11 protein-coding genes and 1 pseudogene are annotated in these 13,381 nt (G+C 68.5%); 9 read left to right on the forward strand and 3 right to left on the reverse strand.

The features are described from left to right. On the forward strand, positions 1-2,145 hold the full coding sequence (locus tag M8A51_RS09420; protein WP_251777954.1) for a 3'-5' exonuclease: 2,145 nt from the start codon (positions 1-3) through the stop codon (positions 2,143-2,145). Between the two features lie 78 nt (positions 2,146-2,223). Further along, positions 2,224-2,598, forward strand: a complete 375-nt coding sequence (locus M8A51_RS09425; protein WP_251777955.1) for a four-helix bundle copper-binding protein — start codon at positions 2,224-2,226, stop codon at positions 2,596-2,598. A 12-nt stretch (positions 2,599-2,610) separates the two neighbouring features. Here M8A51_RS09425 and M8A51_RS09430 read toward each other — a convergent pair whose 3' ends face one another. Continuing rightward, positions 2,611-3,255 (reverse strand): CGNR zinc finger domain-containing protein, encoded by a 645-nt coding sequence (locus M8A51_RS09430; RefSeq protein ID WP_251777956.1) that lies wholly within the window; start codon positions 3,253-3,255, stop codon positions 2,611-2,613. A 48-nt stretch (positions 3,256-3,303) separates the two neighbouring features. Here M8A51_RS09430 and M8A51_RS09435 point away from each other — a divergent pair, with 48 nt between their 5' ends. Then, complete coding sequence (locus tag M8A51_RS09435; RefSeq protein ID WP_251777957.1) at positions 3,304-4,260, forward strand: alpha/beta fold hydrolase; 957 nt, start codon at positions 3,304-3,306, stop codon at positions 4,258-4,260. A 54-nt stretch (positions 4,261-4,314) separates the two neighbouring features. On the opposite strand, the gene M8A51_RS09440 is transcribed toward M8A51_RS09435, so the two are convergent. After that, positions 4,315-4,824, reverse strand: coding sequence for a hypothetical protein (locus M8A51_RS09440; protein ID WP_251777958.1), 510 nt, complete (start codon positions 4,822-4,824; stop codon positions 4,315-4,317). Positions 4,825-4,929: 105 nt separating this feature from the next. Further along, on the reverse strand, positions 4,930-5,520 hold the full coding sequence (locus tag M8A51_RS09445; RefSeq protein WP_251777959.1) for a TetR/AcrR family transcriptional regulator: 591 nt from the start codon (positions 5,518-5,520) through the stop codon (positions 4,930-4,932). Positions 5,521-5,827: 307 nt separating this feature from the next. On the opposite strand from M8A51_RS09445, the gene M8A51_RS09450 reads away from it, so the two are divergent. The 6 genes and pseudogenes from M8A51_RS09450 to M8A51_RS09475 form a co-directional block, all read left to right on the forward strand. Continuing rightward, positions 5,828-6,337 (forward strand): RNA polymerase sigma factor, encoded by a 510-nt coding sequence (locus M8A51_RS09450; RefSeq protein ID WP_251777960.1) that lies wholly within the window; start codon positions 5,828-5,830, stop codon positions 6,335-6,337. After that, on the forward strand, positions 6,334-7,287 hold the full coding sequence (locus M8A51_RS09455) for a FecR family protein (RefSeq protein WP_251777961.1): 954 nt from the start codon (positions 6,334-6,336) through the stop codon (positions 7,285-7,287). Before M8A51_RS09450 ends, M8A51_RS09455 begins: the two co-directional genes overlap by 4 nt. Positions 7,288-7,394: 107 nt before the next feature. Next, on the forward strand, positions 7,395-9,746 hold the full coding sequence (locus tag M8A51_RS09460) for a TonB-dependent siderophore receptor (RefSeq protein WP_251777962.1): 2,352 nt from the start codon (positions 7,395-7,397) through the stop codon (positions 9,744-9,746). A 25-nt stretch (positions 9,747-9,771) separates the two neighbouring features. Then, a complete protein-coding gene (locus M8A51_RS09465; protein ID WP_251777963.1) occupies positions 9,772-11,109 on the forward strand; it encodes a PepSY-associated TM helix domain-containing protein in 1,338 nt (445 codons plus the stop codon). Positions 11,110-11,517: 408 nt separating this feature from the next. Beyond that, positions 11,518-13,053: an MFS transporter gene (locus M8A51_RS09470; protein ID WP_251777980.1), complete on the forward strand. Its 1,536-nt coding sequence runs from the start codon at positions 11,518-11,520 to the stop codon at positions 13,051-13,053. 169 nt (positions 13,054-13,222) lie between these two features. Continuing rightward, positions 13,223-13,381, forward strand: a pseudogene (locus tag M8A51_RS09475) (sugar ABC transporter substrate-binding protein); the annotation flags it as partial.

A 13,381-nucleotide genomic window follows, 5' to 3' on the forward strand; every position in this document is an offset into this window, starting at 1 on the left:
ATGAAGCTGCACATGAAGTTCGCGCTCTGGCTGTCGGCCTTGTACGTGATCGTGCTGGCCGCTGTCGGCCTGACGGCTTTCGCGCTGTGGGCCGACCTGGCCGCGTGGGAGCGCGAAACGCTGTGGCCGATGCTGGAGGCGCGGCTGACCCTGCTGGTGCTGGCGGCGCTGCTGCTGCCCTTCGTGCTGGGCGTGCTGCTGAAGAAGTGGTTCGCCGACTACCCTGCCGCGACACGGCGGCTCGCCGAGGAAGCGCGCATTGCGTACACCGTCAACCCCTATCACCACGTCGAGGCGCGCGGTGCGGTCGAACTGGCCGAGCTGGCCGGCGAGATCAACGCGTTCGCCGCGGCGCATGCGCAGTTGCGCGAAGGCTTCGACGCGCGCGTCGAGGAAGCGAACCGCCGTGTCGAGCGCGAGAAGAACCGCCTGGCGGCATTGATGTCCGAGCTGGCGCAGAGCGTGCTGGTGTGCAATGCCGAGGGGCGCATCCTGCTCTACAACGCGCGTGCCACCGAGTTGCTCGACCTGGCGGTAACGCAGCGACAGGGCGGCTCGCCGGTGGGCCTGGGCCGTTCGGTGTTCGGGGTGCTGGACAAGGGCGCCATCGTGCATGCGCTCGACAAGCTGCGTTATCGCCTGACGCACCCCGACGGCGGGCAGGCCGGCGCGCATTTCGTCACCGCACGCGGCCGGCGCCTGCTGCGGGCCCAGATGGCCCCCGTGCTCGACGCCGCGGGCGGCCTCGACGGCTTCGTGCTGGTGCTCGAAGACGTGACCCGCTCGATGGAGCTGGCCGGCCGCCGCGACGCCGTGTTGCAGACGCTGACCGAAGGCACGCGGGCATCGCTCGCCAACATCCGCGCGGCCGTCGAGACGGTGCGCCAGTTCCCGCAGATGGACGAGCCGCGGCGCGAGCGTTTCATCGAGGTGATCCAGGACGAGGCACGGCGGTTGTCGGAGCGCCTCGACGAGACCCTGCTGCACGACGCCGACACGCTGCGCGGGCAATGGCCGCTCGAGGACATGCAGGCCGGCGACCTGGTGCTGGCGCTGCAACGCAGCGTCGAAGGCACGCTGGGCCTGACAACACGGCTGGCTGTCGGCCGTGAGCCGCTGTGGCTGAGCGTCGACAGCTATTCGCTGGTGCAGGCCCTGACCTACATCGCCGGCCGCATCCAGGCCAGCTTCGGCGCGCACGAGGTCACCTTCGAGCTGGCCGCGCAGGGCCGGCTCGCGGTGCTGTCCCTGCGGTGGGAAGGGGAGCCTCTCGACGCGGCCACTCTGCACGACTGGGAGGAGCAGCCCTTTGCGCCCGGTGCCGAAGGCCGCGCGCCGACGCTGCGCGAGGTGCTGCACCGCCACGGCGGCGAGATCTGGTGCCAGAGCGACCGTCTGCTGGGGCAAAGCCACGTTTCGCTGCAACTGCCCACGACCGAACCTGAACGCGTGCCGGCTTCCCCTGCAACGGCGCAGGGCAGGCCGGTGTACTACGACTTCGACCTGTTCAGCCAGCCTGGGCAGACGCCGGAACTCGACGAGCGCCGCCTGAGCGACCTGTCGTACACGGTGTTCGACACCGAGACCACCGGCCTGTCGCCGTCGGAAGGCGACGAGATCGTCTCCATCGGTGCGGTGCGTATCGTCAACGGTCGCTTGCTCAAGCAGGAGTGCTACGAGCAACTGGTCGACCCGCGCCGCGCGATCCGCAAGGAGTCGCAAGCGGTGCACGGCATCAGCACACAGATGCTGCAGGGGCAGCCGACCATCGAGCAGGTCCTGCCGGTGTTCCATGGCTTTGCCGAAGACACCGTGCTGGTCGCCCACAACGCCGCGTTCGACATGCGCTTCCTGCAGCTGAAGGAAGTGAGTGCCGGCGTGCGCTTCATCCAGCCGGTGCTCGACACGCTGCTGTTGTCGGCGCTGGTGCACCCGGGCCACCCCGACGAGGAGCACCGGCTCGAGCAGATCGCCGCGCGGCTGGGCATCCCGGTGGTGGGCCGCCACACCGCGCTCGGTGACGCCATCGTCACCGGCGAGGTGTTCCTGAAGCTGATCCCGCTGCTGGCCGAGCGCGGCATCCACACGCTGCGGCAGGCGCGCGAAGCGTCGCAGAAGACGCTGTATGCCAAGGTGAGGTACTGAAGCCGCCCGTGGCCGGCTGCGCGGGTGCGGCATTTGCTGCAACTGCTGCGTGTCCTACCCACCCCGAGGAGTCCCGCCATGGCCCACGAGCAGCACACCTCCTGCATCGAAGCCTGCTATGCCTGTGCCGACGCCTGCGACCGCTGCGCGATGGCCTGCCTGGCTGAGCCCGACCCGCAGCAGCTTGCCCGCTGCGTTGCGCTGACCGTCGACTGTGCGCAGGCCTGCCGCCTGGCATCCGCGTTCATGGCCCGCGCCAGCGCCTATGACGGCGCCGCCTGTGCCTTCTGCACCATGATGTGCGACGCCTGCGCCGAAGAATGCGAACGCCACCGGACCGACGCCTGCCTCGACTGCGCGCGTGCCTGCCGCCGATGTGCCGGCGAGTGCCAGGCGATGACGGAGTTCATTCCGCGTGCGACCGACGTGACCGGCACGCACGCGCACCACTGAGCGGCCGGCGCTTCAACCCTGGTTGTTTGCTGTCCCGCGCTGCCGCGCGCGAAACGCCGCGACTTTCGCGCGGTTGCCGCACAGTGCGGCGCTGCAGAACAGTCGGCGCTGGCCCTTGGTGCGGTCGAGGAAAGTCAGCGAGCAGCCGGCGCCGACGCATGACTTGACGGACTGAGGGCGAGCGTGGGCCAGCAGCTCGCCGACAGCCACCGCGAGCAGGCCTGCCATCGACTGCGGACCCGGCAACTCCGGCACCCAGCGCAGGCCGAGTTCGTGACCGTGCCACTGCAGCTCGTGCCGGTATTGCACCTGCCGCATCCGGACGTGCAGCCGATCGAGCATCGGCGGCGTCACGGAGCCGTTGCGCCAGGCGATTACCAGCTCGCGGCCGAGTTCTCGCAGGTCGCGCACCTGTTCGAGTGCTGCCGTCCATTCGCCGAGGCGATGGCTTCCGGCCAGCAGTGCTTGCACTTCGGGCGCCTCCCACGACGCCTGCGCCACCCACTCTTTCAACGACGCGGCGTCGGCCAGCAGCTCTCGCCGCCCGTCGCCCTGGCCGACCACCGTGTTGAGCAGGTCGAGCGCCAGGTGATCGCCCACGAACAGGAAAGCGGCGTGGCCGTGCGCTGCGGCGGCCAGGTGTCCAGTTGACGGCATCGTCCCCTCTCGGTTAACCTAATAAAACGATATTAACAGGTTACTCAAATGAAGCTGTTCACCCGACTCCTGGTAGCCACCACAGCCGCCGTCGCGACGCTCGCCCACGCGGGGCAGCCCAGCGAAGTGGGCGACCTGCCCGCCGTGCACTCCCGCTACGCCACCGTCGACGGCGTACGGATCTTCTACCGCGAAGCCGGCCACTCCAGCCTGCCGCACATCGTGCTGCTGCACGGGTTCCCGTCGTCGTCGCACATGTACAGGAAGCTGATCCCGCTGCTGGCCACGCGCTTTCACGTGATTGCGCCCGACTACCCCGGCTTCGGGCATTCCGACATGCCGGCGCCCACCGAGTACCGCTACACCTTCGACCGCCTGGCGACGACCATGGACCGGTTTCTGCAGGCCGTGGGGGTGGCGCGCTACGTGTTGTACATGCAGGACTATGGCGGCCCCGTCGGACTGCGCATCGCCGCTGCGCACCCGCAGCGGGTGGCCGGGCTGGTGGCTCAAAACGCCAACGCCTATGACGAGGGCTTGAGCCCCGAAGTGATGAAGGTGCTGCGGCCCCTGTGGGCGCAACGCACACCCGACACCGAAGCACCGGTGCGCGGGTTCTTCACGCTGGAGGCCACGCGAGGGCAATACACGGCCGGCGCACGCCATCCCGAAGCACTGGACCCCGACGCCTGGGTGTTCGACCAGGCCTTGCTCGACCGACCGGGCAACCACGAGGTCCAGCTGTCCCTGCTGGCCGACTATGGGAGCAACGTCTCGCTGTACCCGCAGTGGCAGCGTTATTTGCGCAAGCACCAGCCGGCGATGCTGATCGCGTGGGGGCGAGGCGACCCGTTCTTCCTGGAAGCCGGCGCTCATGCATATTTGCGCGACGTGCCCGGTGCGCGACTGGTGCTGCTCGACACCGGGCACTTTGCGCTGGAGGAAGAGGCGCCGCGCGTTGCGCGGGAGATCATCGCGACGTTTGCGGGCGGGCAGGTGCCATAACCGCTGGCCTTGCATGTGCGGCCACGCGGTGATTGCCGCTGCCTGCGGCCGCTGTCACTTCGGTGAGCGGCCCCCGACCTGCTCCGAGGCCTTGTGTTGCCTGCGAAGTCGAAGGACCTGGATCGTCAAACCGACGACGAGAGTGCCGAGAAGCGCGGCGTGCACCGCTCGAAGCAGCGGCGACTGCAGGTCCGTCACGAGAGGGTGTTCGGCAGGAAGGCGACGCAGGGTTTCGGTTGCTGTGGGCAGCATCAGGAGAAAGGCGGTCAAGCTCAGGGACACGGTCTCGACATAGCTCGATGCGCGCCCGAGCCGGGGCAGACGTCCGACGCCGTACCCAATGAGCAGGAAGAGAAGTGTCAAGACGGCGATCGCGTACCCGGCGGCCTCGCGCGTCACGAAGAAGACGGTGCCGGCGCCCACGAGCATGGCCACCAGGTAGAGCAGCCCCGGCCTCGATCGGGGCACGATCCTTCCGTCACGCGCAAACATGTAGATCGCCGCTGGAATCGCCGGCAAGCTGCCCAGCGTGTGCAACCAGCCTATCGTCGAAATTTCGGACATGAGTTTTCCTGTTGGGTTGCGTGGTGGGTGAGCGGACTGCCACGCGAACGTTGTGCCCGGAAACCCGTCACGACGCGCAGCGGAGTCCGGCCTGTGCGAACCCGTTCAATGCCCGGCAGTCTTGCCCAGGCGCTGGAGGAGGGGGCGCGCAATGCTGCCGAAGACGGTGGTGTCGCCATGGGCGCGTGCCGAAAACATGGCGCCGTGTACCGTGGCAATGAACAGCTCCGCTTCAGCTGCGGCTGTACCCGTCAGATGGATGGTTTTTTCCCGCACGCCGGCGCGGAGCACCTGGACCAGCCAGGTGGACAAGGCGTTGAAATGGGTGCGCACTTCAATGGCGACTGCCTCTGGAAGGATCGGCATCTGGCTGGCGAGCAAGGCACAGATGCACAGCGGTGAACTGGCGTCCGAGATGCACGCTTCCCAATAGCGAACATATGCCCGGAGCTGGCCCATCGGCTCCGGAACGCTCTGGCTCAGAGCCGCCATGCCGGCCGCGGCCTCCTCGCGGTATTGCTTCACCAGGACGCGTACCAGCTCCGCCTTGCTCGGAAAGTGGTGGTGGATGCTGGCATTGCGGATCCCGACGATCCCTGCGATGTCGGCGTAGCTGAAACCGTTGTAGCCACCGGCCATGAGCAGCGTACGCGCGCATCTCAGGATGTCGTCGGCAGTGTTCGAGGTTTTGACCATGCGTATCACTCTACCTACTAGTAGGTAGAGTGTCAATGCAGAGGGCTGGCTCCCTCCGCATGCAGATTTCCAGTCGGGCTCGGCCGCGCACCGCCGGCTGAAGGACGGCAGTTCCTCCGGGGCCGGTCGCAGCAAAATGAAACCACATATAATGAGAACGATTTGCATTCACCTTTCGGCCTTTCCCTCCAGCGGCCGTGGGGCACAGGAAGGGTTTCGTGGTCACCGATCTTGCATACCGCCGGCATGTCGCAACGCTGCATGCGCATCGCCGTCGCGGGGTGCAACCGCGGCGTCGCGTCCTCCCATGAGCCTGGCCGCCGCGCTGCTCCAGCACTACGACGACCTGGTGGATCACCTGCGTCGGCGCTTTGGTGACCGGGGCTTCGCGCGCGAGGTGGTGCACGACGTCTGCGTCTGCATCCTGGCTGATCCCCCGCGCGAAACGATACGTGTGCCGCAGGCCTTCCTGCGCCGCCTGTCGGTGGATCTGGCCATCGATCGCCACAGAGTCGAAGCCGGTCGGCGCGCATGGGTGGAGAGCGTGGCCGAACTGCCTGAGGTCGAGGCACCCGGCGCCACCCCCGAAGCGCAATACGCCTTCCGGCAGACCCTGGTGGCGCTGGCCCGCACCATCGAGGCCCTGCCACCGCGATGCCGCGACGTGTTCGTCCTGCATCAGCTGCACGACATCCCGCAGGCGGAGATCGCCGAGCGCCTGGGCATCTCGCGCAACATGGTGGCGCAGCACATGATGCGCGCCATGCGCAGCATCCGCCCGGTGCTGCAAGGGGCTCTGGAGGCACAGGCGTCATGACGAACCCTCGATCCGCCGCACCCCTTGCCGAGCCTGAACATCGCGATCCTGAGCCGCCGGTCGCCGGGGCTGCCCGGCCGCGGCACGACGACCCGCTGGAACGCTACAAGGCGGCGTTGCGCGAGCGTTTTCCCGGGCCTGACGAAATCTTCCGTGAGGCCGAGCAACGGCAGCGGGCGCGCCGGGCGGCCGTAAAGGCAGGTGCCGCCATCGGCACCTCGACGGCCGCTGCGGCCGTTCTGGCGGCTTGCCTGTGGTTCTTGGACCCCGCCTATCGCACCGATGCCTTTGCCACCGCCGCGGGAGAAACCGCCACCCACACGCTGGCGGACACCAGCACCGTCACGCTCAACACCGGCACCACGCTCGAAGCGACGTGGCACTTGCGCTCGCGCCGACTGCAACTGAAGCGCGGCGAGGCCATGTTCAGCGTGGCGCACGGTGCACGGGACTTCACCGTGCAAGCCGGTGACACGATCATCCGCGACATCGGCACGGCCTTCAACGTGCGACTCGAGGAAGCGCGGGAAGACTCCCGCGTCACCGTCGCCGTGGTGGAAGGTGCCGTGGAAGTACGCAGAGGCGCCGGCCGCGAGGTGCGCCTCACCACCGGCCAGACGATCACGGCCGGCCCGGCAGGCCTGGAGCGTCCGCGCGCCATGGACCTGGCACCGCTGACCGCCTGGCAGCGGGGCAAGCTGGTGTTCGACGGCACGTCACTGGACCTCGCCGTCGCCGAGATGCGTCGCTACCGCGCCGCCCCCATCGTGCTGGAGGTGCCCGATGCGCAGGCGGCAGCGCTTCGGTTGTCCGGCGAGTTCGACCACCAACGGATAGACGCGCTGCTCGACCTGCTGCCCACCGTCCTGCCGCTGCGCGTGCGGCGCCTGCCGGACGGGCAGGTGGTCATCGCCGCCGCGGCGATGGCGGCGGGCCGGGCCGGGCCGTGAAGGCCCAAAAAAAAAGCCAGCTGCCGACCTCAACATCCGGACCCGCCCATTCGGCTGACTTCCTGAACCCCTTGTTGTTCGGGTTTCCTTCACCAGGAGTCAACCGCATGCATCGACAGCCGGCATCCCGTTCTTTCCCCAACCTGCGGCGGCACCTGGCGGCCATGGCCGCCGGACTGCTGCTGGCCGGCAGCGCCTTGGCGCAGGGCACCCCCGTGGCCATCGACATTGCCGCGCAGCCGCTGGACAAAGCGATCGCCGCGCTGGCACGGCAGACCGGTGCACAGATCGTGTTCTCCACCGCGCTGGCCGAGGGCAAGACGGCCCCGTCCGTGCACGGCACGCTTTCCGTGCGCGAGGCGCTGCAACGCCTGCTCGCCGGCTCGGGGCTGGCGCTGCAGTCTCCCGATGACCAGACCTTCACGGTCGTGCGGGCCGAGCCACAGGCCGAGGCGCAAACGACGCTGCCCACGGTCGTCGTCAGGGCCGGGGTGGAGCAGGAGTCCGCCACCGGGCCCATGCGCGGTTACGCAGCCCGGCGCAGCGCCAGCGGCACCAAGATCGACGCCTCTCTGCTGGAGACGCCGCAATCCGTCGCGATCGTGGGGGCCGAGCAGATCGCGGATCAGAAAGCGACCAGCGTCACCGAGGCCTTGGCCTACACCCCGGGCGTGATGGCCGACCCCGGCTACGCCAACTCCTACGATGTGCTCTACAGCCGCGGCTTCCGGCTGCAGGACGGCAGCGGCGGGGTCTATCGCGACGGGCTGAAGCTCGGCGGTTCGGGCTGGGCCACGGGCCAGCAGGAAACCTATGGCCTCGAGCGCATCGAGTTGCTCAAGGGCGCAGCGTCCGTGTTGTATGGCGCGGCGGCGCCCGGCGGTGTGCTCAATGTCGTCACCAAGCAACCGCGCGCCGACCATGTGAACGAAGTCATCGCCGAGGCGGGCAACCAGGCCCACCGCGCGCTCGCGGCCGACCTGGGCGCCCAGCTCTCTGACGACTGGACGGGCCGCCTGGTGCTGCTCGCTCGCAACGCCGACACCTCGGTCGATCACATCCCGAACAATGTGCGCTATGTCGCTCCGTCGCTGCGCTGGACGCCGAATGCGGACACGTCGCTGACGCTGCTCGCCCATCACGTCGAACGCCGCACCGCCTACATCTGGGGCGTGCCGGTCGAGGGCTCGCTGCTGACCAGCCCCTACGGCAAGCTGCCGCGGGATCGCTTCGTCGGCGAACCCGGCTTCGATCGTCAGGACACCAGGCAAACGTCGTTCGGCTGGCTGCTCACACACGACTTCTCCAGCACGTTGAGCCTGCATCACGGCCTGCGCTGGATCGACAGCGAAAACCATGTGCGCTTCACCAACCTGAACTCGAGCGCCACCACCGACCCGCGCGAGTTCCAGCGCCGCGCCATCGACGAACTGGAAACCACGCGCGGCATCAGTGCCGATACCCGGGTCCAGGCCGAGTTCGACACGGGCCCGCTGCGCCACAAGGCCGTGGCCGGCGTCGATCTGGCCAACCACCACATCGGCAGCGTCTGGCAGCTTGCCAGCCTGGGGCCGCTGAACCTCTTCGACCCCGTCTACGGTGCGGTTCCCGGCAGCTTCGTTCCTTTGTCCGACGACCGGGAGCATCAGCGCCGAGTCGGTCTGTACCTGCAAGACCAGTTCAAGATCGGTGCGGCGACCGCGCTGGCCGGCGTGCGGCGCGACGAAGTGCGCAGCAAGCTCAACGGCGACACCGAGAAGACAGGCGCCACCACGGGCCGGCTGGGGCTGGTCTGGGAGGTCGCTCCCGGTGTGGCGCCTTTCGTCAGCTGGAGCCAGAGCTTCGAGCCCGTCGCCGGGACCGACAACGACGGCCAGCGCTACAAGCCCACGCGTGGAGAGCAGATGGAGCTCGGCGTGCGCTGGCAGCGTGGCGATCTCGTGGCCTCGGCCGCCGTGTTCCACCTGACTCAGGCCAACGTGCTCAAGAACCGTACCGGCCTGGACAAGGCCGTGCAGACCGGCGAGGTGCGCTCACGCGGCCTCGAACTCGAAGCCAAGGGGCCGATTGCGCGCAACGTGCATCTGATCGCCTCCTATGCCTATACCGACGCCGAGACGACGAAGAGCGAGGAAGCCGACGAGATCGGCAAGCCGGTCAGCTACCAGCCGCGCCACCAGGCGTCACTGTGGACGCGCTTCGACCACGTGTGGACACCGGGCCTGCAGCTGGGCGTGGGAGCGCGACACGTGGGCAGCACGTCGGACTGGGGGGGCACGGAGGCGCGCGTTCCTTCCTACACCACGTGGGACGCGCTGATCGGCTACACCACCGGGCCGTGGACCTGGCGCCTCAACGTCAACAACCTCACCGACAAGACCACGCTGTTGTGCAACGGAGGATGGTGCGTGTACGGCGACGGCTTGCGCGCCACGGCGTCACTGGCGTACCGGTGGTGAGCTGGTCCTGCGCACGCCGCTCCCGGTGAAATCCGTCCTGCGCCCGACACTCGTCCTGGTCCACCGCTGGGTGGGCCTGGCCCTGGCCGGCTTTCTGCTGCTGGCCGGGCTGACGGGTGCGCTGCTGACGTGGTATGAGGAGCTGGACGCCTGGGCCAGCCCGCAGTTGCTGCGCGTGGCACCGCCCGCGCTGGGCGCCGCGATGCTGAGCCCGCTGGCGCTGCGCGAGAAGGTGCAGGCCGAGTTCCCCCAGGCCTATGTCCCCATGGCGTATTTGCGGCAGGAGCCCGGGCACGCCGCCGTGGTGCGGCTGTTCGGCCGGCCGGACCCGGTCACCGGCGAACTGACCGAGCCGTCCTGCGACCAGGTCTTCGTGAACCCGTACACCGGGCAGGTCCTGGGCGAACGCAAGTGGGGCGACATCACCCAGGGCCTGAAAAATCTCATGCCCTTCATCTACCGGCTGCACTATTCATTGGCGCTGGACGCCGCGGGCAGCACCTTGCTGGGCATCGTGGCCTTGCTATGGACGTTGGACTGTTTCGTCGGGGCCTGGCTCACCTTGCCGGCGACGCGCATGCCGGCCGCATCGCGCGGGGGCACGACGCCGCCTTCGGCGCCATGGCGTGGTCCCGTGGCCGCTCAGCGCCGGAGGGCCTGGCCCGTGGCCAGGCAGTGGCTGGTGCGCTGGGGGCCGTCGTGGAAACTGCGTCTGGGCAGCGGGGCCTACAAGATCAGCTTCGACCTGCACCGCGCGGGCGGTTTATGGACCTGGGCCGTGCTGTTCGTGCTGGCTTGGAGCAGCGTGGCCTTCAACCTGCACGACGAGGTCTATGACCCCGTGATGCGGGCCCTGTTCGCATACCAGCCCGAGAGGGAGTCTCTGCCGCGGCCGCAGCGACTCGATCTCAGCCCCGCGCTGGTGTGGGATGACGCACTCGCCACGGGCCGGCGACTGATGGCGGAGCAAGCCCGCAGACACCGCTTCACCGTGCACGACGAAACCCTGCTGGTGCACGACCCGCGCGTGGGCCTGCGCGGCACCTGGCGCTATCAGGTGCGAAGCAGCCGCGACATTCGCGACCGCTGGGGCAGCACCCAGGTGATCTTCGACGCCGAAACGGGTGAGCTGCTGCAAACCTGGCTGCCCACGGGGGCCGCCCGTGGCGACACCATCCGCACCTGGCTCACCAGCTTGCACATGGCGATGCTTGGGGGCACGCCCTTCCGGCTGTTCATGACCGTGATGGGGCTCGGGGTGGCCATGCTGAGCATCACCGGCGTCCTCGTCTGGGCGCGCAAACGCCATGGCAGGGTCCGAGGCCGCGCACGGAGCCGCGCCGCCCTGCCTTCGGCACATTGAAGCCTCGCTGGTTGCCGAGCGGTTGAAGGCGTCCGGGCGTCTTTCCCGGGCCGTGAGCCGCCTGCGCCAAGGCCGCCCTTTGCGGGCATGGCAGGCACTGCCGCCCACCGGACCGCCCACGCTGCGGTCGATGATCGCCTGCCCCAGCGGCAGGCCGTTGCACAAGCCGGTTGGCGTGGCCGGCACAGGTGGCAGCGCGCGCCACCCGTGCACTGCTCGCACGCCGGCACGCCGGGCGCCGTGGTGAGAAACTCCACCATCCACGGGCACGCAGCTTGCGGCCGTGGCTGGCGCTCCACGCAGAGGACTCTCCTTTTGGCGATACCGTCGACCCCCAACGAATCCACCGCTGCCTCGCATGAGGTGAGCGAAGCCGCGCTCGCGCCGTTGCGCAGCCCCGTGTTCCGCATGCTGTGGGGCGCCTGGCTCACGGCCAACATCTGCATGTGGATGAACGACGTGGCCGCCGCATGGCTGATGACCTCGTTGACCACCTCGCCCATCATGGTGGCGCTGGTGCAGTCGGCGTCCACGTTGCCGGTGTTTCTGCTGGGGTTGCCCAGCGGCGCGCTGGCCGACATTCTCGATCGGCGGCGCTACTTCATCGTCACGCAGTTCTGGGTGGCGGCCGTGGCGCTGGTGGTCTGCGTCACGCTGCTGGCGGGGGCGATGACGGCACCGGTGCTGCTGGTGCTCACGTTCGCCAACGGCATCGGGCTGGCCATGCGCTGGCCGGTGTTCGCGGCCATCGTGCCCGAACTGGTGCCGCGCCCGCAACTGCCTGCGGCGCTGGCACTCAACGGCGTGGCGATGAACGCATCGCGCATCGTCGGCCCGCTGGTGGCGGGCGCCGTGATCGCCAGCGCCGGCAGCGCGTATGTGTTCGTGCTCAATGCGGTACTTTCAGTGCTGGCCGGCTTTGCCATCATGCGCTGGAAGCGCGAGCAGAAGCCCAGCGCGTTGCCGGGCGAACGTTTCGTCGGTGCCATGCGCGTGGGGCTGCAGCACGTGCGCCAGTCGACCCGCATGCACGCGGTGCTGCTGCGCATTTCGCTGTTCTTCCTGCAGGCCACGGGGCTGATGGCCCTGATGCCGCTGGTGGCCAAGGGCATGCCCGACGGCGATGCGGGCACCTTCACGATGCTGCTCGCCGCGTTGGGCGTCGGTGCCATCGCGGCAGCCTTGTCGCTGCAGAAGCTGCGGCGCTACATGAACCGCGACGACCTGGTGCACAAGGGCAGCATCGTCGTCGCGCTGGCCACCCTGGTGGTGGCCTTCTCGCCCAATGTGTGGGTCGCCATGCCGGCCATGGTGATCGCCGGCATGGCGTGGATCTCGGTGGCCAACTCGCTGACGGTGTCGGCGCAACTCGCGCTGCCGAATTGGGTGCGTGCGCGCGGCATGTCGATCTACCAGATGGCGCTGATGGGCAGCAGTGCCGCCGGTGCCGCGGTGTGGGGCCAGGTCGCGAGCCTGACTGATGTGCGCACCGGTCTGGTGGCGTCGGCCGTGTTCGGCGGCATCGTGCTGTGGTGGGCGCGCAAGTACAAGGTCGAGGCGCAGGTCGAGGAAGACCTGACACCGACCCAGGTGGTCAAGCCGCCCGAGGTCAGCATCCCGATCGACCCCGACGCCGGGCCGGTGCTGATCACCATCGAATACCGCATCGACCCGGGCCGCGCCGAGGAATTCCATGCGGTGATGGAAGAGACGCGCCGCGCACGGCTGCGCCAGGGGGCGCTGTCGTGGGAGCTGTTCCGCGACACTGCCGACCCGACCCGCTATGTCGAGTACCTGGTCGACGAGTCTTGGGTCGAACACCTGCGCCGCTTCGACCGTTTCACCGCGGCCGACGACGCCTTGCGCGAGCGCCGCCTGCGCTTCCATGTGGGCGACGGCCCCCCCGTCGTCAAGCGCTGTATCGCCGAGCCGATCGGGCGCTGAATCGCGCGCTGGCCAGGCTGGGAAAGTCCCAGCCCGCCATATCAACAAAGTATGGAGTTCGGATGACGCCGGTATCGGCGACGTCGCTTGCATTCGGCAACACTGCCGTCGCAGTCGGGACACCTCGGCTGGCAACAATCGATATCGACAACCGGAGGAGATCCGAGACATGAAGTTCAAGGCATTTGCGGCGGTGGTGGCGGGCCTGGGCCTGAGCGGATGGGCGCAGGCGGGCGAGCTGGTGGTGGCGACAGTGAACAACGGCCACATGATCGAGATGCAGAAGCTGACGAAGCATTTCGAGGCGGCGAACCCGGGCACGACGGTG

Origin of the sequence: Caldimonas mangrovi (assembly GCF_023721835.1) — a bacterium.
Taxonomy (GTDB): Bacteria; Pseudomonadota; Gammaproteobacteria; order Burkholderiales; family Burkholderiaceae_C; genus Caldimonas; species Caldimonas mangrovi.

Bases quoted from the DNA above. Each gene is read 5' to 3' on its own strand.
- M8A51_RS09420 (WP_251777954.1), top strand. From the start codon at position 1: ATGAAGCTGCACATGAAGTTCGCGCTCTGGCTGTCGGCCTTGTACGTG.
- M8A51_RS09470 (WP_251777980.1), top strand. From the start codon at position 11,518: ATGCTGTGGGGCGCCTGGCTCACGGCCAACATCTGCATGTGGATGAAC.
- M8A51_RS09460 (WP_251777962.1), top strand. From the start codon at position 7,395: ATGCATCGACAGCCGGCATCCCGTTCTTTCCCCAACCTGCGGCGGCAC.
- M8A51_RS09430 (WP_251777956.1), bottom strand. From the start codon at position 3,255: ATGCCGTCAACTGGACACCTGGCCGCCGCAGCGCACGGCCACGCCGCT.
- M8A51_RS09445 (WP_251777959.1), bottom strand. From the start codon at position 5,520: ATGGTCAAAACCTCGAACACTGCCGACGACATCCTGAGATGCGCGCGT.
- M8A51_RS09440 (WP_251777958.1), bottom strand. From the start codon at position 4,824: ATGTCCGAAATTTCGACGATAGGCTGGTTGCACACGCTGGGCAGCTTG.
- M8A51_RS09425 (WP_251777955.1), top strand. From the start codon at position 2,224: ATGGCCCACGAGCAGCACACCTCCTGCATCGAAGCCTGCTATGCCTGT.
- M8A51_RS09450 (WP_251777960.1), top strand. From the start codon at position 5,828: ATGAGCCTGGCCGCCGCGCTGCTCCAGCACTACGACGACCTGGTGGAT.
- M8A51_RS09455 (WP_251777961.1), top strand. From the start codon at position 6,334: ATGACGAACCCTCGATCCGCCGCACCCCTTGCCGAGCCTGAACATCGC.
- M8A51_RS09435 (WP_251777957.1), top strand. From the start codon at position 3,304: ATGAAGCTGTTCACCCGACTCCTGGTAGCCACCACAGCCGCCGTCGCG.